The organism is Leisingera sp. NJS201 (assembly GCF_004535885.1).
In the GTDB taxonomy this organism is placed as follows: domain Bacteria; phylum Pseudomonadota; class Alphaproteobacteria; order Rhodobacterales; family Rhodobacteraceae; genus Leisingera.
The window spans coordinates 1,337,322-1,355,683 of the sequence record NZ_CP038234.1; the positions used below are offsets into that span (position 1 = coordinate 1,337,322).

Annotated in this window: 13 protein-coding genes and 5 pseudogenes; 9 read left to right on the plus strand and 9 right to left on the minus strand. The window is 62.2% G+C overall.

The annotated features are described in order from the left end of the window. The first annotated feature begins 14 nt into the window (after positions 1-14). The 3 genes and pseudogenes from ETW23_RS06580 to ETW23_RS06590 all read left to right on the plus strand — a co-directional run bounded on the left by ETW23_RS06580 (position 15) and on the right by ETW23_RS06590 (position 1,870). Positions 15-443, plus strand: coding sequence for a heme-binding protein (locus ETW23_RS06580; RefSeq protein ID WP_129371446.1), 429 nt, complete (start codon positions 15-17; stop codon positions 441-443). 121 nt (positions 444-564) lie between these two features. After that, positions 565-1,343, plus strand: a pseudogene (locus ETW23_RS06585) (gamma-glutamyl-gamma-aminobutyrate hydrolase family protein). A 92-nt stretch (positions 1,344-1,435) separates the two neighbouring features. Then, positions 1,436-1,870 carry a GNAT family N-acetyltransferase gene (locus ETW23_RS06590; protein WP_254695163.1) on the plus strand — a complete coding sequence of 145 codons (435 nt, stop codon included), beginning with the start codon at positions 1,436-1,438 and terminating at the stop codon, positions 1,868-1,870. A 44-nt stretch (positions 1,871-1,914) separates the two neighbouring features. Here ETW23_RS06590 and ETW23_RS06595 read toward each other — a convergent pair whose 3' ends face one another. Together ETW23_RS06595 and ETW23_RS06600 are read right to left on the minus strand one after the other, a co-directional pair. After that, on the minus strand, positions 1,915-4,155 hold the full coding sequence (locus ETW23_RS06595; protein ID WP_134829515.1) for a xanthine dehydrogenase family protein molybdopterin-binding subunit: 2,241 nt from the start codon (positions 4,153-4,155) through the stop codon (positions 1,915-1,917). A 4-nt stretch (positions 4,156-4,159) separates the two neighbouring features. Next, entirely contained in the window at positions 4,160-4,624 is a 465-nt protein-coding gene (locus ETW23_RS06600) for a (2Fe-2S)-binding protein (RefSeq protein ID WP_134829516.1), read from the minus strand. A 93-nt stretch (positions 4,625-4,717) separates the two neighbouring features. Between ETW23_RS06600 and ETW23_RS06605 the strand changes: the two genes are divergently transcribed. Next, on the plus strand, positions 4,718-5,299 hold the full coding sequence (locus tag ETW23_RS06605) for a TetR/AcrR family transcriptional regulator (protein ID WP_134829517.1): 582 nt from the start codon (positions 4,718-4,720) through the stop codon (positions 5,297-5,299). Between the two features lie 33 nt (positions 5,300-5,332). On the opposite strand, the gene kynA is transcribed toward ETW23_RS06605, so the two are convergent. The 4 genes and pseudogenes from kynA to ETW23_RS06625 all read right to left on the minus strand — a co-directional run bounded on the left by kynA (position 5,333) and on the right by ETW23_RS06625 (position 8,735). Beyond that, positions 5,333-6,166, minus strand: coding sequence for a tryptophan 2,3-dioxygenase (gene kynA, locus ETW23_RS06610; protein ID WP_129371440.1), 834 nt, complete (start codon positions 6,164-6,166; stop codon positions 5,333-5,335). Between the two features lie 148 nt (positions 6,167-6,314). Continuing rightward, a pseudogene (gene kynU, locus ETW23_RS06615) lies at positions 6,315-7,507 on the minus strand (kynureninase). A gap of 92 nt (positions 7,508-7,599) precedes the next feature. Then, the gene (locus ETW23_RS06620; protein WP_134829518.1) at positions 7,600-7,983 is read right to left on the minus strand and encodes an MmcQ/YjbR family DNA-binding protein; all 384 of its coding nucleotides are present in this window, start codon (positions 7,981-7,983) and stop codon (positions 7,600-7,602) included. Then, positions 7,983-8,735 carry an SDR family NAD(P)-dependent oxidoreductase gene (locus tag ETW23_RS06625; protein WP_129371437.1) on the minus strand — a complete coding sequence of 251 codons (753 nt, stop codon included), beginning with the start codon at positions 8,733-8,735 and terminating at the stop codon, positions 7,983-7,985. Before ETW23_RS06625 ends, ETW23_RS06620 begins: the two co-directional genes overlap by 1 nt. Before the next feature lie 146 nt (positions 8,736-8,881). Here ETW23_RS06625 and ETW23_RS06630 point away from each other — a divergent pair. The 5 genes and pseudogenes from ETW23_RS06630 to ETW23_RS06650 all read left to right on the plus strand — a co-directional run bounded on the left by ETW23_RS06630 (position 8,882) and on the right by ETW23_RS06650 (position 15,160). After that, positions 8,882-9,834, plus strand: a pseudogene (locus ETW23_RS06630) (MBL fold metallo-hydrolase). Between the two features lie 223 nt (positions 9,835-10,057). Next, positions 10,058-10,506: pseudogene (locus ETW23_RS06635) on the plus strand (isoprenylcysteine carboxylmethyltransferase family protein). 138 nt (positions 10,507-10,644) lie between these two features. Continuing rightward, complete coding sequence (locus ETW23_RS06640) at positions 10,645-12,216, plus strand: Re/Si-specific NAD(P)(+) transhydrogenase subunit alpha (protein WP_129371434.1); 1,572 nt, start codon at positions 10,645-10,647, stop codon at positions 12,214-12,216. A 15-nt stretch (positions 12,217-12,231) separates the two neighbouring features. Then, on the plus strand, positions 12,232-13,659 hold the full coding sequence (locus ETW23_RS06645) for an NAD(P)(+) transhydrogenase (Re/Si-specific) subunit beta (RefSeq protein WP_134829519.1): 1,428 nt from the start codon (positions 12,232-12,234) through the stop codon (positions 13,657-13,659). 221 nt (positions 13,660-13,880) lie between these two features. Continuing rightward, positions 13,881-15,160, plus strand: a pseudogene (locus tag ETW23_RS06650) (DUF3422 family protein). Here the strand turns inward: ETW23_RS06650 and ETW23_RS06655 are convergent. From ETW23_RS06655 to ETW23_RS06665, 3 genes are all read right to left on the minus strand, one after another. Continuing rightward, positions 15,096-16,169 carry a YeeE/YedE family protein gene (locus ETW23_RS06655; RefSeq protein WP_134829520.1) on the minus strand — a complete coding sequence of 358 codons (1,074 nt, stop codon included), beginning with the start codon at positions 16,167-16,169 and terminating at the stop codon, positions 15,096-15,098. The pseudogene ETW23_RS06650 and the gene ETW23_RS06655 sit on opposite strands and share 65 nt — an antisense overlap. A gap of 231 nt (positions 16,170-16,400) precedes the next feature. Continuing rightward, positions 16,401-17,312, minus strand: coding sequence for an ABC transporter permease (locus ETW23_RS06660; RefSeq protein ID WP_129371430.1), 912 nt, complete (start codon positions 17,310-17,312; stop codon positions 16,401-16,403). Next, on the minus strand, positions 17,305-18,312 hold the full coding sequence (locus ETW23_RS06665) for an ABC transporter permease (RefSeq protein ID WP_129371429.1): 1,008 nt from the start codon (positions 18,310-18,312) through the stop codon (positions 17,305-17,307). The genes ETW23_RS06660 and ETW23_RS06665 overlap by 8 nt, the downstream gene beginning before the upstream one ends. Between the last annotated feature and the right edge of the window lie 50 nt (positions 18,313-18,362).

An 18,362-nucleotide genomic window follows, 5' to 3' on the forward strand; every position in this document is an offset into this window, starting at 1 on the left:
AAGGAAAGACACCCATGGCTGAGATTTCACTGGATCAGGCCCGCACAATCATCCGTGCGGCCTTGGGCAAAGGGCATGAGATGGGGCTGAAGCCGCTGTCGGTAGTGGTGCTGGATGCGGGCGGCCATGTGCGGGCGTTCGAACGCGAGGACGGCGCCGCACCGGGCCGGTTCCCCATTGCCCATGGCAAGGCTTATGGCTCGGTCATGCTGGGTATGGCCGGCAGCGCGCAGATGGCCCGGGCAGAAGCACAGGCCTATTTCATGGCGGCGGTGAACGGGGTCTATGGCGGCCAGGTGGTGCCGGTGCCGGGCGGGGTGCTGGTACGCGGTGCGGACGGTGCTGTGATCGGCGCGGTTGGTGTCACCGGCGACAGCTCGGATAATGATGCCGTCGCGGCCATGGCCGGTATCGAAGCGGCGGGTTTGCAGGGCGAGATCTGACTTCGCACGGACATTCCGCAGCGTTGTGCGCGGCTGAACAGTCTGTTGCGCCGTGCTCCCCGTTGATGTGGCGCCCGCAGGGGGCTAGGTTCTTCTTTATACAGCACAAGAAGAGCGGAAAATGGCGCGACCCAAAGTTGGCATCATCGGAAATTCCTACCTGATCAACGATCAGTACCCTGTCCACGCGGGCGGAACCATGAACTCCGAGGCGATCGCCGAAGTGGCGGGTTGCATGCCGCTGATGATCCCTTCGGACCCCCGTTTCGTGACGGTTGAGGAACTGCTGGAGAGTTTTGACGGCTTCTTGCTGACAGGCGGCCGCCCGAACGTGCACCCGCATGAATACGGCGAGGCCGAGACAGAAGCGCATGGCGCCTTTGACCGGGCGCGTGATGCGATCACTTTGCCGCTGATCCGCGCCTGTGTTGACCGCGGCCAGCCGTTTCTGGGCATCTGCCGCGGCTTTCAGGAGGTCAACGTGGCGATGGGGGCACGCTGCACCCGGAAATCCGCGATCTGCCGGGGCGGATGAACCACCGGATGCCGCCGGATGGCACGCTGGAAGAAAAATTTGCCCTGCGCCACACGGTGAAATTCAGCTCCGGCGGAGTGTTCCACCGCTTGTTCGGGGCCGAAGAAGTCATGACCAACACGCTGCACGGGCAGGGGATCAAACGCCCGGGCACCCGCGTGGTGATTGACGGGCAGGCGCCCGATGGCACAGCCGAAGCGGTCTATATCAAGGACGCAGCGGGGTTTACGATGTCTGTGCAGTGGCACCCGGAATGGGATGCGGCCAGCGATCCGGTGTCGCGCCCGCTGTTCGAGGCGTTCGGCGATGCGGTCAGAGCCTGGGCGGCTGGCAAGGCGCAGGCTGGTTTGCAGCGGTCAGCGTAAAAGGTTCGAATATGGCAAACAATGCACGGTTTGAGGCCGCTGGCAGGCCTGTATGCTGCGGAATCAGGCAATTCAGAGCCGGTGATGCAGCGGTGTTGACGGATGTTTTTGCATCCGCTGTTCATGGTATTGCCAGCCGGTTTTATTCTCCTGCGCAAATCCGCGCATGGTGCCCGGAGGCGCCGTCAAGCGAAGCTTTCCTGCGGAAGCTGTCCGATGGCCGCGCAGTCTGGGTGGCGGCGGATGATGCGGATGTGCCGGCGGCTTTCATTGATCTTGAGGCGGACGGCCATATCGACATGCTGTTCTGCCACCCCCGTGCGGCAGGGCAGGGCGTTGCGGCGATGCTCTACGGCAAACTGGAAGAGACTGCGCTGCGTCAGGGGATCGGACTGTTGTATACCGAGGCGAGCGAAGCGGCGCGCGGCTTTTTCGAGCGGATGGGATTTGCCTTGGAAAAACGGTGCGAATTTGAGCGTGGCGGCGTGAAAATTCACAACTACCGGATGGTTAAGATCCTGGACTAGGCGAAGAACCTGCGGCCCGCCCGCGCGGCAGGCCGCAAACCGTTTCAGACCAGCAGATCAAACTCGTGCATCAAAGGCAGGCGACGCGCGCGTTTGCCAGTGAGGTCGAACAGCGCGTTGGCCAGCGCCGGCGCCGCTGGCGGGGTGCCGGGCTCGCCGGCGCCGCCCATATGGGCCTGGGTTTCCAGCACCTGCACCTCTGTTTCGGGCATCGTGTGCATGCGCAGGGCGTCATAGTCGGGGAAGTTGCCCTGTTCGGCGGCGCCATCGGCAAAGGTGATCTCGCCAAAGCAGGCTGCCGACAGCCCGTATGCCATACCGCCGAACATCTGCGCCTTGACGATTTCCGGGTCGATCACCCGGCCCATGTCGCAGGCGATCCAGGCCTTGGCGATGCGGATGCTGCCGTCTTCCTCCGCCACCTCGATCACCTCGGCCACCGGCGTGCCAAAGCTGTAGGACAGGGCAACGCCGCGTCCCACGCCATCGGGTGTTTTGCCGGCCCAGCCTGACATCTCCCTGACCGCCTCCAGCACGCCGGCAGCGGGCGCCCATTCGCGGCGGGCAAGGTCCAAGCGGAATTCCAGCGGATCGGTGCCGGCCGCATGGGCCATCTCATCCATGAAACTTTCGACGAAGAAGGCGTTGAAGCTGTTGCCGACAGAGCGCCAGAAACCAACCGGGATCTGCAGGTCCGAGATATGGCCGGCCATCCGGTAATTCGGGATCGCGTATGGGGAGTTGAAGAACCCCTCGACATGCACCTTGTCCGGGCCTGCGGGGGTGAAATCCGCCAGCCGTTTCATCGCCTGTTCGGTGGGCGAGGCCGCTGCCACTTTGCCGTCCATCAGCACCGCCGTGCCATCCTTTACCGCGCCGCGCATCCGCGCCATGGCGCCGGGGCGGTACATGTCGTGCCGCATGTCTTCCTCGCGGCTCCACGTCAGCTGCACCGGCACGCCGGGCATGTCCTTGGCGATGCGGGTGGCGAACACTGCATAGTCGAACTCGACCCGGCGCCCGAACCCGCCGCCCAGATAGGTGGTGCGGATGTCCACCTGTTCGGCGTCCAGCCCGGCCTCGGCGGCGCATTTTGACTGGGTGAACGTGGGCATCTGATTGCCGCACCAGACGGTCAGCTTGCCATCCTCCAGCAGGGCAGTGGCATTCATCGGCTCCATTGTGGCATGCGCCAGATAGGGCACCTGGTAGTCTGCCGTCAGTTCAGTTGCGCCTGCGGGCAGCTGATCCGCATCGCCGTCATCGCGCAGCACCGAATTCGGAGCGTCTTCAAAGGCCGAAGCAATGCGGGCGAAGATCTGATCGGTTTCCGGCGGATAGGGGGCGTCCTGCCAGTTTACCTCGATGGCATCCACCGCCTGCATGGCGAGCCAAGTATTGCTGGCCACCACTGCGACGCCGGTGCCCATATCAATTACCTTTTCCACACCCGGCATTGCTGCGGCGGCTGCGGCGTCAAAGCCTGCCATACCGCCGCCCTGGCGCGGGTTCATGCGCAATGCGGCAAATTTTATACCCGGCAGCCGCACGTCGATGCCGAATTCGGCGGTGCCGGTGGATTTTTCCGCCATGTCGACGCGGGGCTGGGATTTTCCGATCAGCCGCCATTCATGGCGCGGGCGGAGGTCCGCTTCCACCGGGTCCAGCTTGGCGGCGTCCATTGCGAGCTCGGTGTAGGGGATCTGCGTGCCATCCGGTGCAATCACCGCCCCTTTGGCGGTGGAGAACTGGCTGCGGCTGAGGCCGAGCCGGTCCGCTGCCGCCTGTTTCAGTGTCTCGCGGGCTGTTGCACCGGCTTGGCGCATCCGCTTATAGCCGTCCTTCATCGAGGTGGAACCGCCGGTGCCATGCAGGTTCAGCACCTTGCCGAGGTGCCCCAGTGCCTCGCCGATGGAATGCTTGAAGGTGCCGCTGTCATAGCCTTTGCCCGGCAGCGCATCCGCCATGAATGCAGAGTTGTAGTATGCCCTGGCGGCCGGCCCGTGCAGCACCCGCACCTGATCCAGTTCCACATCCAGCTCTTCCGCGATCAGCGCCGCCCAGCTGGTTTTAACCCCCTGGCCCATTTCGGCACGCGGGGCAAACAGGGTGATGCCGTTCTGATCAATCAGAACAAACGGGTTCAGTGCTGCCTCGCCATCGCCCGGTTGCAGCGGGTTAGGGGCGGGACGGCTGACGTAATAGGCGCCGAAAGCAACGCCGCCGACGACAGCGGCAGAGCCGATGAGGAAGGTCCGGCGGGCGATTTTTGCGATGCTGGCCATGGGATTACGCCTCCTGCATCTGTTTCGCGGCGGAATGGATGGCAGCCCGGATACGCGGATAGGTGCCGCAGCGGCAGAGGTTACCCTGCATGGCCTCGTCAATCTCGGCGTCTGATGGGGCCGGGTTTTCCGCCAATAGGCTGGCCGCCTGCATGATCTGGCCGGACTGGCAATAGCCGCATTGCGCCACCTGATGCTTAACCCAGGCCTGCTGGATTGCCGCCATGGCATCGGGCGTGCCGAGACCTTCGATTGTGGTGACCTCGCCCCAGACATCCGACAGCGCCACTTGGCACGAGCGCACCGCCGCGCCGTCGATATGCACCGTACAGGCGCCGCAAGCGGCAACACCGCAGCCGAATTTGGTTCCGGTCAGGCCAACCTCATCGCGCAGAACCCACAGGAGGGGCACGTTATCCGGCAGGTCCACTTGATGTGTCTTTCCGTTGATGCGCAGGTCTGTTGGCATGGCGGGGCTCCCTTGCTGTGGTTCTGACAAAGTGTATCAATTGTGTCAGGGTGTCAATTGACATTTTGCGCTGAGAATGTCAGAAGCAAAAACATGAACATGGCAGGCATTGATCCGAAACAGCAGGTAATCCTGGGCGCCGCATGGGCAGCGTTCTCTACCTATGGGTTCCGCAAGACCTCGATGGATGACATTGCCAAAAGTGCGGGCATGTCGCGGCCGGCGCTGTATTTGCATTTCAGGAACAAAGAGGCGATTTTCCGGGCGCTTGTCGCCGCGTATTATGACAATACTGCGGAGAATGTCCGGGCCGGGCTGGCCTCCGAAGGAACCCTGGCCAAGCGCCTTTTGGCGGCCTTTGAGGGGCAGGGCGGCGAAGCGATTGAGTCGATGATGGCCTCGCCGCACGGAATGGAGCTGTTCGAAGTCACTAAGAACGTCGCCGGTAAGGAAATCGAAGAGGGCGAAACAGCTTTGCGCGGGCTTTATGCCACTTGGCTGCAACAGCAGGCAGAGACCGGGCAGGCGGTGCTGAACGGGCAGGCCGAAGTGATTGCCCGGACCATTTGCGCGTCCCTCAAGGGTATCAAGCAATCCGCCGGGGATTACGCCACCTACCTGGAAGGCGTGCGCCAGCTGGCGGCGCTGTTCGGGGCCGGGCTGACGCCGCGCTGACGGGCGGGCCGGACGAACCGGCCCGCGTGCGCATCAAAGCTCGGTGCGCAGGTGCCACAGCTCGGGGAACAGTTCCACTTCCAGCATCCGTTTCAGATAGCTGACGCCGCCGGTGCCGCCGGTGCCGCGCTTGAAACCGATCACCCGCTCCACCGTGGTCACATGGTTGAAGCGCCAGCGGCGGAAGTAATCCTCGAAGTCCACCAGCTTCTCGGCCAGTTCATACAGCTCCCAATGTGTTTCGGTGTCGCGGTAGACTTCGGTCCAGGCGGCTTGCACGGCCTCATGCGGTACATATGCCCCGGCCAGATCCCGGTTCAGCACTTCGTCCGGTAGCGGGAAGCTGCGCGCCAGCGCCTTCAGCGCTACGTCATAGAGCGAGGGCTGCGCCAGCTCTGCCTCCAGCAGTGCCAGGATGTCCGGGCGGTGGACGTGCGGGCGCAGCATCGCCGTGTTGCGGTTGCCCAGCATGAATTCGATCTGCCGGTACTGGTGCGACTGGAAGCCGGAGCTTTGGCCCAGCTCGTCCCGGAACGCGGTGTAGTCCGAGGGCGTCATGGTGCGCAGCACGTCCCAGGCAGAGTTCAGCTGCTCAAAAATGCGCGCCACACGGGCCAGCATTTTGAAGGCCTGATGCGCCTTGCCGCCCAGCAGGCGTTCACGGGCGGCGGTCAGTTCGTGAATGGCCAGCCGCATCCACAGTTCCGAGGTCTGGTGCTGAATGATGAACAGCATCTCGTCATGGGTATTGGTCCATGTCTTCTGCGCGTTCAGCAGCATGTCCAGCGACAGGTAATCGCCATAAGACATTCGCCCGTCAAAGGACATCTGCGCTCCGTCGTCGGCGGGATCATAGGGTTTTGTCATCAAAGTCTTCCTTTTCCAAAGTGTATCACGGTTCAGGGAAAGGAAGGGTTTCTCCGGTTCAGGGTGCCGCATTGGGCCAGCCGGCGCCACAGCGCGACCCAGCCCGCCGGGCGGCACAGCGGCAGATGGTATGAGCGGGTGGTTCGCATCAGGTAACCGCGTTGCGCACTTTGTATTCGGCACGGTCCCACAGGGCGTTGTTCATGACATCGGCAATGATCCGGGCCGCTGCGCGCACGTCGTCCTCGTTAATATAGAGCGGCGTAAAGCCGAAGCGCATAATATCGGGTGCGCGGAAATCGCCGATCACGCCGCGGCCGATCAGCGCCTGCATGGCGGCATAGCCGTAAGTGAATTTGAACGATACCTGGCTGCCGCGGAAGGCGGGATCGCGCGGCGAAGCAAGCTCCAGCTGCGGGCAGGTTTTCTCTACCTCGGTGATGAACAGATCGCACAGTGCGATGGATTTGGCGCGCACGGTTTCCATGTCCGCCATGTCCCAGATATCCATTGCCGCCTCCAGCGCGGTCAGTTGCAGGATCGGCGGAGTACCGACGCGCATCCGGTCGATGCCATTGCCGGGGCGGTAGTCGAGGTCAAAGGCAAAAGGCGCTTCATGCCCCAGCCAGCCGGACAGCGCCGGGCGGACCTGTTCCGCGTGGCGGGGGCAACATAAATGAAGGCCGGCGCGCCGGGGCCGCCATTGAGGTATTTGTAGCTGCAGCCAACCGCAAAATCGGCGCGGCAACCCGCCAGATCCACGGGAACAGCACCGGCTGAGTGGGCCAGATCCCAGACCGTCAGCACGCCGTTGGCATGGGCCTTTTCGGTCAGCGCTTTCATCTCGTGCTTGCGGCCGGTGCGGTAATCAACCTCGGTGATCATCAGCACCGCGATCTCGTCGGTGATGTTTTCCTCCACCGCTTCCGGGTCCACCACCCGCAGCTCATAGTCCGGCCCCAGCGATTTCAGCAGCCCGCCCGCCATATAGAGATCGGTGGGGAAGTTGCCATTGTCTGACAGCACCACCTTGCGGCCCGGGTTCAGCTCCAGTGCCGAAGCCACCGCCTGATAGACTTTGATCGACAGCGTGTCGCCCATCACCACATGGCCCGGCTCCGCCCCGATCAGCCGCCCGATGCGATCTCCCAGCGCCTTGGGCTTGTCCATCCAGCCGGCCTTGTTCCAGCCGGTGATCAGCATCCGGCCCCATTCGTCCTGCATCATCGCGCCAACACGGTCCTTGGCGGCACGGGGCAGCGGCCCCAGCGAGTTTCCGTCCAGATAGATCATGCCTTCCGGCAAGTCGAACATCGCCTTGGTCGCTGCAAAATCGGTCATCAGGGCCTCGCGTCAGGTGGGTATTTCAAGCTTAAAGCTTTGCGGTTTGCTATCGTATCCATTGCATTCTGTCCAGAGGCCGGCTGCCTGCGTCAGCCCTGACCGGCGGCGGGCTGGGGATCGGGAATGCCGAACTCAGCCCGTTTGCGTTTGGACAATCCTGCAGTGACCATCTGGTAGGACAGGGTGATCTGTTCCTGCAGCTCAGCATCTGACAGGCCGGGGGCTTCAAAATGCTGCAACCACTTCATCCCGCGTGATGCCAAATAGGGTGCCGGACGGACGCCGGGACGTTCCTGCAGCACTTCAAATGCAATTTCTCCTGCCTTGAATGTGAAGGCATCCTTGCCGCCGGCCCAGCCGCAGACCGCAAACAGCTTGCCGCCTGCTTTCCAGACGTCGGAATTACCCCATTGGACCACATGTTCAGCGGCGGGGAAGGTGGCGCAGAATGTGTTGAATTCCTTGCGGTCCATCAGGTTTGCCCTCCTGAAATCTCGATGCACTGGCCATTGATGGATCCCGACCCCGGTCCGCACAACCAAAGCGCCGCGGCGGCGACTTCGCCGGGTTCGATCAGCCGCTTGTGGCGGTTGGCGTTGACCATCACGTCCAGCGCCTCCACCGCGCTCATCCCGGCGCGCTGGGCGATTGATGTGATGTTGCGCTCGACAATCGGCGTGTCCACGTATCCGGGGCATAGCGCGTTAAAGGTGAAGGGCGTGCCCAGATAATCCTCGCTCAGCGCGCGGGTGAGGCCGATCATCCCGTGTTTGCTGGCGGAATAGCAGGCGGCGCCTTTCAGCCCCCGCAGCCCGGCGATGGATGAAACGGTGATGACCCGGCCCCAATCGGTCTGCCGCATCGATTTGAAACATTCGCGGATGGTCAGAAAGGCCCCGTCCAGATTGGTCGCCATCATGTTGCGCCAGAACTCCATCGTTGTCTTGTGCAGCGCAGCGCCCTCGGCAACGCCGGCATTGGCCACGCAGATCTGAATGGGGCCGCGCGCCTCAACCGCGGCGGCAATCCTGGCCGCCACGTCCTCCTCGCTGCGTACATCCATGGCCAGGGGATGCAGGTTCTCCGTTGCGGCTTCTTCCAGAACCTCTTGCCGCCGTCCGGTGATGGTGACGTGTGCTCCCTCCGCTGCCAGCCCTTGGGCGATGGCCAGCCCGATCCCGGTGCCGCCGCCGGTCACCAGCGCGTGTTTGCCTGTCAATGTCATGAACGTCCGGCCTCCCTGTTTTGCGGCACAGCCTATCTGGGCAGAGCGCTCAGGCAAGCCCGCCGTGCCGTCACGCCGCATGGGTCTGGCGTTTACAGTTATATTCACATGTGTGAATGTTGCGGCAAACGTTCAGGGAGATACCAATGAAAGCTTTTGCCGCCGCTGCCTGCGCAGCCCTGCTGATGCCCATTGCCGCGCAGGCAAGCGAAGACATTGCCGACCAATACCCCCAGTCCGAACTCTACTCCAAACCGGTGGAGGTCATCCCGCATGTGTTCTCCGCCATCGGCGCCACGGCCCCGCCGACCTATGAGAATGCAGGCCACAACAACAACCTGTCCTTCATCGTGACCGGCGAAGGAGTGGTGGTGGTGAATGCCGGTGCCTCGGACGCGCTGGCCAAGGCGCTGCATCAGGAAATCAGGCAAGTGACCGATCAGCCCGTGGTGCTGGTGATCAATGAAAACGGCCAGGGCCATGCCATGCTGGGCAATGGCTATTGGCGCGACCAAGGCGTGGATGTACTGGCCCATGCCGAGGCAATTGCAGAAACGCAGGAAAACAGTGACATGATCCTGCAGCGCATGCGCGGCTACAACAAGGACCGGGCCGGCGATACGCGGGTGGAACATGCCAACCTGTCCTTTGACGACCGCTATGAGCTTAGCCTTGGGGGGTGGAAATTCAGGTTCTGCACCTGGGCCCGGCGCATGATCCCGGCGACATCCAGGTCTGGATTCCCGCGTGGAACCTGATGATCGCCGGCGACATCGCCTTTCATGAACGGATGCTGCCGGTCTTTCCGCACACCTGCACCAAATGCTGGGTTGAGACCTGGCAGGACAAGCTGGAACCGCTCAACCCCGCCTATGTCATCCCGGGCCATGGCCACCCGACCAATTTGCCGCAGCTGCGCCGCTATACCTTTGACTATCTGGTGGACCTGCGGGCCAAGGTCGGCGCCCATATCGAGGACGGCGGAGACCTCGCCAGCGCCTACTATGTGGATCAGGAGCAATGGAAGGGGTTGGACACATTCGAGGAACTGGCTACCAAAAACGCAGGCCGGGTGTTCGAGGAAATGGAATGGGAATAAGCCCCTCCGCTTCAGTACACATAAATATACGTAGGCTTTCGGGCAAATCTATGCAGGATCATGCCGCAAGCCGGAACAGATTCGTCGTTTCTGCAGCATCGGGGGCAATTTGTCCTTTTCTGATAGTCCCGCCCGAACAGGTCTGGACGAGCAAGCCGGATAAGGAAAGATTGCCCGAAATGCATATGATTTCAGGACATATTCTGCAAAAGAGCAGGGCGTGATGCGGTGGCTGGATGTGCCGCCCGTCTGGCTGGCAGGCTTTGTTCTGACGGCCTGGCTGCAGTCGGTTCATGCCGCATTCGGGCTTTCTTTCGGGGGGCATGGGCCGGGTTCCTGGGTGGTATTCTGCTGGGTGGCGGCCTCTTGCTGGCTTTGCTCGCCATAACCGAGATGCGGCGGCAAAAAACCACGGTCATTCCGCACCAGACACCCAGCCGGCTGGTGCAGTCAGGGATCTTCAGCCGCAGCCGCAACCCGATCTATTTGGGCGATGTTCTGATCCTCGCGAGCCTTGTGCTGTGGTTTGACGCAGTGCTGGCGCTGCCGTTGATCCCCATCTTCCTGTGGCTACTGGAAAAGCGGTTTGTCATTCCCGAAGAAGACAGGCTGCGGCGGACCTTCCGGGCGGACTGGGCCCGCTATGAGAAAAAGGTGCGCCGCTGGATCTGATCGGGACGCGGCATTGCAGCATGACTTTGCGGCAATGCAGCAAAATCCTTGCGCAACAATCTTGCGTATAGTAAAGAAAATCATTGTGATCCGTACCTAGGCATTGCTGGCACGGGCAAGACGAGGGGGACCCATAAGGTGAAAATAGGGACACCAAAAGAAACATTTGCGGGCGAGAACCGGGTCGGCATGACGCCGGACTCTGCCAAGCAGTTGCAGAAACTCGGCTATGATTGCGCGATCGAAGCCGGGGCCGGTGCGGCTGCGGGTTTTTCTGACGCAGTCTATGAAGCGGCGGGCGTCGAGATCATCAAGACACCGGCAGCGTTGTGGAAAGCATCCGATATCATCGCCAAGGTGCGCCAGCCGGATGCGACCGAGCTGAAACGGCTGACCAAGGGCAAGACGCTGATTTCCTTCTTCAACCCGGCGGGCAATGAAGAGGGCATGGAGCTGGCCAAATCCAAGGGCGCCAATGTGATCGCCATGGAAATGGTGCCGCGGATCAGCCGCGCGCAGAAGATGGATGCGCTCAGCTCCATGGCCAATATCGCGGGCTACCGCGCTGTGATTGAAGCGGGCAACAACTTCGGCCGCTTCTTCACCGGCCAGATCACCGCGGCGGGCAAGGTGCCCCCGGCCAAGGTTCTGGTGGTCGGCGCCGGTGTTGCCGGTCTGGCGGCCATCGGCACCTCAACCTCGCTTGGCGCGATCACCCTGGCGTTTGACGTCCGCCCGGAAGTGGCCGAGCAGGTCGAGAGCATGGGCGCCGAATTTGTTTATCTCGACTTTGAGGAAGCCCAGCAGGACGGCGCCGCCACCGGCGGCTATGCCTCGGTCTCCTCGCCGGAATTCCGCGAAGCGCAGCTGGCCAAGTTCCGCGAGCTGGCGCCTGAGGTGGACATCGTCATCACCACCGCGCTGATCCCCAACCGCGAAGCACCTGAGCTGTGGACCGAGGATATGGTCGCGGCGATGAAGCCCGGCTCGGTCATTGTCGACCTTGCGGCGGAGAAGGGCGGCAACTGCAAGCTGACGGTGGCGGACGACAAGATCGTTACAGACAATGGCGTGACGATCATTGGCTATACCGACTTCCCCAGCCGGATGGCGGCGCAGGCCTCGACGCTTTATGCCACCAACATCCGCCATATGATGACGGATCTGACACCGGAAAAAGACGGCCAGGTCAATCACGACATGGAGGACGACGTGATCCGCGGCGCCACCGTGGCCTTTGCGGGCGAGATCACTTTCCCGCCGCCGCCGCCCAAAGTGCAGGCAATAGCCGCCAAGCCCAAGGAAACCGTGCCGGAGCTGACACCGGAAGAAAAACGCGCCCAGGAGGTTGCGGCCTTCACGGCGCAGACCAAAAGCCAGGTGACTTTGCTGGCAGGCGGCGGCGCGCTCTTGCTGCTGGTCGGGCTGTTCGCTCCGGTCAGCTTCATGCAGCATTTCATCGTCTTTGCGCTGGCCTGCTTTGTGGGCTTCCAGGTGATCTGGGGCGTGGCGCACAGCTTGCACACACCGCTGATGGCGGTGACCAACGCGATCTCCTCGATCATCATCCTCGGCGCCTTGATGCAGATCGGCTCAGGCAGCTGGCTGGTGATCCTCTTGGCGGCGCTTTCGGTCTTCATGGCCGGGATCAACATCTTCGGCGGCTTCCTCGTCACCCGGCGCATGCTTGCCATGTTCCAGAAATCTTAAAGCGAGGCAGGTACAATGGATTACGGTTTCACCACCGCCGCCTATGTTGTTGCGGCAGTTCTTTTCATCCTGTCCTTGGGCGGCCTGTCCAACCAGGAAAGCGCCAAACGCGCGGTCTGGTACGGCATTGCCGGCATGGGGCTGGCGGTTTTTGCCACGATCATCGGCCCCGGCTCAGGCCTGTGGCTGTTGTCGCTGCTGCTGATCGCCGGCGGCGGCCTCATCGGCACCTATGTCGCCAAGAAGGTCCAGATGACCGAGATGCCGCAGCTGGTGGCGGCGATGCATTCGCTGGTCGGCCTGGCCGCGGTGTTTGTGGGCTTCATCGCCCATTTCGAGATCGGCAATGTGGCGGCTGCAGGCAGCACCGAAGAGCTCGGCACCTTTGCCAAGCTGATCGCCAAAAAGACCCCGGCGGAAATCGCCTTTTTGCGGGTTGAGCTGTTCCTGGGCATCTTCATCGGCGCGATCACCTTCACCGGCTCGGTTGTCGCCTTTGGCAAGCTGGCGGGCAAGCTCACCTCGGCGGCCACCAAACTGCCGGGCGGCCATATGCTGAACGCCGGCGCCGCAGGCCTCTCCTTCCTCAGCCTGATCTGGTACTTCAACACGGGCGGCTTCTTCCCGCTGTTCCTGATGACCCTGGCGGCGCTGTTCATCGGCTACCACCTGATCATGGGCATCGGCGGCGCCGACATGCCGGTGGTGGTGTCGATGCTGAACAGCTACTCCGGCTGGGCCGCGGCGGCGATCGGCTTCAGCCTCGGCAATGATCTCCTGATCGTGGTCGGCGCGCTGGTCGGCTCTTCGGGTGCGATCCTCTCCTACATCATGTGCAAGGCGATGAACCGCTCCTTCGTCAGCGTGATCCTGGGCGGCTTCGGCGGCACTGCGGGCCCGGCGATGGAAATCGACGGCGAGCAGATCGCCATCGATGCCGACGGTGTGGCGGCGGCGCTGGACGAGGCCGACTCTGTGGTGATCATCCCCGGCTACGGCATGGCGGTGGCGCAGGCGCAGCAGAACGTGGCGGAACTCACCCGCCGCCTGCGCGCCAAAGGGAAGACCGTGCGCTTTGCCATCCACCCGGTGGCCGGCCGTCTGCCGGGGCACATGAACGTGCTGCTGGCAGAAGCGAAAGTTCCTTACGACATCGTGCTGGAAATGGACGAGATCAACGAGGACTTCCCGGACACGGATGTGGCCATCGTCATCGGCTCCAACGACATCGTGAACCCGGCCGCCCAGGAAGACCCCAACTCGCCGATCGCCGGCATGCCGGTTCTGGAGTGCTGGAAAGCGAAACAGGTGTTTGTCTCCAAACGCGGCCAGGGCACGGGATATTCGGGCATCGAGAACCCGCTGTTCTTCAAGGAAAACACCCGCATGTTCTACGGCGACGCCAAGGCAAGCCTCGATAATCTGCTGACCATGATCAGCTAAGAGAACAGATAACCTGTAAAAGGCGCTCCAACCGGGGCGCCTTTTTTCTGCGCTGCTTCTTTCTGGTCCAAAATACTCCGGGGGAAGCCGCAGGCTGGGGGCAGAGCCCCTTTGGATGGCCTCTGTATACCGTGGCATCCACATAACATATTGAAATACCAGTGTTCTTTACATGCATTTCCTCAGGCTTTATGGTCCGCGGCATTGCCCGGGAGACCCCAATGCCCCTGATCCAGGATCACCCTTTACGTTATCAGCTCACCAATGAGCTGCACGCGCGGCCCTTTCCCGCGATGTCCAGCCCCTGCACAGTGGTTTACCTGGCGGTAAAACAGCCGCAGGAAGCCGAACATCGCGACAGGCAACTGGATGTCCAGCATCTGACGGACCTTCTGGACCGCCATGGTGCAGCGCATCCGCAGCCGGGGCAACGCATCACACGGCGCAAATCGGGCGGCACATGATCAAATGGGAGCAGCACACGGAATTCGTCAGCTACACGGTCTACCGGGACGGCGTCAGCACACGTGCCTTTGATCCGGCGGATTTCGATGTCTTCCCCGAGGACTGGCTGGCACAGGCGCCGGGGCAGCGGATCACCTCTGCGCTGATCCGGGTGGTGCCGCGCACGGCTCCGGCCAGGCTGAAGGCTACCCTGCACGACTGGTTTGTGCCGGAAAGCGTGGCGGTGTCGCCGGTACTGGATGACAGCGCCGTGGTCGCCGGGGACTTTCGCATTGACCCCGCCGGGCACATGCGGTTTGCCGTGCTGCCGGGTGCGGGGACCGGAAGCCAGCGCATCGGCCGGATTGTGCAGCGGCTGTGCGAGATCGAGACATACCGGGCTATGGCGATGCTGGGCTTTTCCCGCGCCCGCGGCCTGACACCAACCATCAGTGCGCTGGACACGCATCTCAGCGAGATGATGGTGGAGATGACCAGCGGCACCGTGCCTGCCGAACAAACGCTGTCGCAGCTGCTGACAGTATCGGCGGAGCTGGAGGCAATGGCAGCCCGCTCTGCCTTCCGCTTTGGCGCAACGGGTGCTTACGAAGCTTTGGTCAATCAGCGCGTCAGCCTGCTGCGCGAAGGCCGCCACGAAGGATTTCAGACGCTGGCGGAATTCATGCTGCGGCGGTTTGAGCCGGCCATGCGCACGGTGAAATCGGTGGAAAAACGGCTGGAGGCGCTGGCGGGCAGGGCGCGCCGGGCAGGCGAGCTGCTGCGGACCCGGGTGGATGTGGAACGGTCTGCGCAGAATCAGGCGCTGCTTGCCAGTATGGACCGCCGCGCCGATCTTGCACTGCGTCTGCAGCACACGGTCGAGGGGCTGTCAGTGGTGGCAGTCAGCTATTATGCGGTCTCGTTGGTGTCCGACTTCTTCCTGCCGCTGGCCGAACGTTACGGGCTGAATAAAAAGCTGCTGATGGCGGCGGTCACTCTGCCGGTTGTCGGGCTGGTGTGGCTGGGGATCCAGCGGATTCGGAAGAAGCTGCATTAAGCAGGGCATTCATGCCGATGCCGCCAAGCGCGATAAAGGCCAGCGCCAGCACAGCAGCGATGCTTAGCGTCGGGATGCCGGCCAGCCCCGCACCCACAGTGCAACCGCCTGCCAAAACGCCGCCGGTTCCCATCAGCACGGCGCCGGTCAGATAGCGGCCTGTTTGGCGCGGGCTTTCAAAGCTTTGCCATTGGAAGCTGCCGCTAAGCAGTGAAGCCGCCAGGGCGCCCAGCAGCACACCGCCGATCAGCCCCGGCCCAAAGCCTGCAGGAATGGAGCTGGAGGCGATCACAAAGAACAATGTGTCCGCAGCCGGAGAGGTGAACGAGAGGCTCTCCATTGCGATCGGGTCGAATTCGTCAAACAGCACAAAGCCGGTGCCAACCCAGGCCAGGGGCACCAGCAAGCCGATCAAGGCGCCGCCGCCCAGTGTCAGCAGGCGGTTTCCCGAACGTAGCGCAACAGCTAGCGCGGCAGCGGCGATCAATGCGCTCCACAACAGCGCTCCACCGGGCAGAGCGGCCAGCGAAACCTGCTCCCCCAAGGGCAGCGTGACTGAACCAAGCGCGGTTCGAAGCGGCGCCAGAACGCCCTTGAGCGTTGCATGGGCCGTAACAGCGAAGACTGCGATCACCAGCAGTGCCCGCAGATTGCCGCTGCCTGCCAGAACCACCAGCCGCGACGCGCATCCGCGGGTCAGGATCATGCCGCCTCCGAACATCAGCCCGCCTGCGGCGATTGCCAGCAGCGGCAGATCTCCGGTTAGCAACCGGTGGTCCGCAAAACTGATCCAGCCCTGCGCCACAGCAGCTTGCGTGCCCAGGACCGCAACCGCCAAAGCCATCGCCCAGACACCAGCAGCCCGGCGCCGGTCGTCCCCTGCAAGCGCACGGCGGAAGCAGAAACGGGTCAACTGCGCCAGCGCGCCGAACAGCACGCCGATGGCCAATGCGAACAAGACGGAAACTTCCCGTGCTGTGGTGTCTTCAAAACCGAATGTTTCGAACATTGCGCTCTCCTGCTGCGGATTCGGAACGTTTTCCCGAAATGGCGGGTATTCACTGCATAGGCAAGCGGTGCCGGGCATGCTCGCGGTGCCAGGCCGGGACGCTTTTCCCAATTTTTACGGTTCGGGGGAAAATCGGATTTCAAGAAGCCGTGGCCAGCAAAACAAACTGGCCGCTTTGGGGAAAGCGGCCAGAAGGTATGTTTTTATTTGAATGTATGCGTGTGTTGCGCCTCAGCGCCCGCGGATCCGCGGGTCCAGCGCATCGCGCAACCCGTCGCCGAGGTAGTTCACGCTCAGCACCGTCAAGGAGATTGCCATGCCGGGCCAGAACACCCGCTCGGGGTGTTGCTGCAAGTAATCGGTGGCATCAAACAGCAACCGCCCCCAGGTCGGAAAATCCGGCGGGAAGCCGAGGCCGAGGAAGGAGAGCGACGATTCGGTGATGATCGCAGTGGCAATCCCCAGCGTGGCCGAGACCATGATGGGCGACAGCACGTTGGGCAGGATATGCCGGGTGATCAGCCCGCTGTTGGTGGTGCCGATGGATCGCGCCGCCATCACAAACTCGCGCTCCTTCAGGGCCAGCACATCGCCGCGCACGATCCGTGCGGTTGGCATCCAGCTGGTCACCCCGATGGAGACCACGATCAGGATGAAAATCCCCTGTTCCGGCCCAAAGGCCGCATTCAGCGGTTCGCGGAACAGCAGCATCATGACCAGCAGCAGCGGCAGCAGCGGCAGCGCCAGGAACAGGTCGGTGAGGCGCATCAGCGGCCCATCCAGCTTCTTGAAAAAACCGGCCATAACCCCGATGAAGGATCCCAGGAACAGCGCCAGCAGCATCGCCGTCAGACCGACGGAAACCGAGGTGGCGCCACCCGCCATCATCCGGGCCAGCATGTCGCGGCCCAGCTGATCGGTGCCAAAGGGATGCGCCCAAGTGGGGCCCTGGTTACGGGCGCGGATGTCGATCTTGGTGGCCTCAAGGTCCCACAGGTACGGGCCGAGATAGACCGCCAGGATGATGAACAGGAACAAGGCTCCGCCCATCAGCGCACCACGGTGGGATTTGAACTGGTCCCACACGTCCAGCCACTGGCTGCGCGGCGGTTTCGCAGGTTGCGGATTGCTCAACTCAGTCATAGCGGATCCTCGGGTCAAGAATGCCGTACAGCACGTCGGCGATCAGATTGAACAGCACGATCAGCACCGCAAAGATAAAGGTCAGCGTCTGCACCATCGGCAGGTCGTTGGCCTGAATGGCGCCGATCAGCAGCTGGCCGATGCCATTCACCTTGAACACCTGCTCGGTGATGATGGCGCCGCCAAAGATCGCCGGAATCCCCAGCGCAATCACGGTGACCACCGGGATCATCGAATTGCGCAGCACATGTACCATCACCACGACATATTCGCTGAGACCCTTGGCCCGCGCGGTACGCACATAATCCTGGTTCAGGTTGTCCAGCATCGAGGCGCGCATAAAGCGGCTGAGCTGTGCAGTGATCTGCAGCGCCAGCACCATCACCGGCATGATCATCTGCTTCAGCTGATAGACAAAACTGTCCCAGCTGTCGACCACATGGGTGGTGTCATAGATCGACGGGAACCAGCCCAGCTGCACTGAAAAGATCACGATCACCAGCACACCTGAGAAGAACGGCGGCACCGAGAAGCCGACCATCGACACGAATGTGCCCAGCTGGTCGAACCAGCTGTATTGACGGTAGGCGGAATAGATGCCGATCGGCAGCGCGATCAGGATGGCGACCACATAGGCGGTGCCGACAACCCACAGGGTCTGCGGCATCCGCTGCACCACGATATCCATCACTGGCGAGCGGGTCTGCCAGGAAATCACCCTGAGCTTGCCGTCAGCCAGGCCGGTGCCGAAGATGTTGTCGATCAGCACCTGCGGTTCGATCCAAAAGAACTGCACCAGCCATTTCCAGAACCGGATATGCATCGGCTCGCCCAGGCCCAGGGCCAGGCGCATCTTTTCTTTGACTTCAGCGGGGACGGTCAGGGGAACCTGCGCCATCGGATCGCCGGGGGCGAGCTCCAGCAGCAGGAAGATCACGAGGCTGATGAACAGCAGTGTCGGAACTGCCAGGATCAGCCGCCGGATTGTAAAGGTCAGCATCTGCTAAGCGCCTTTGCAACTTGTATTGAATTCGGAACATGCGGGGAGAG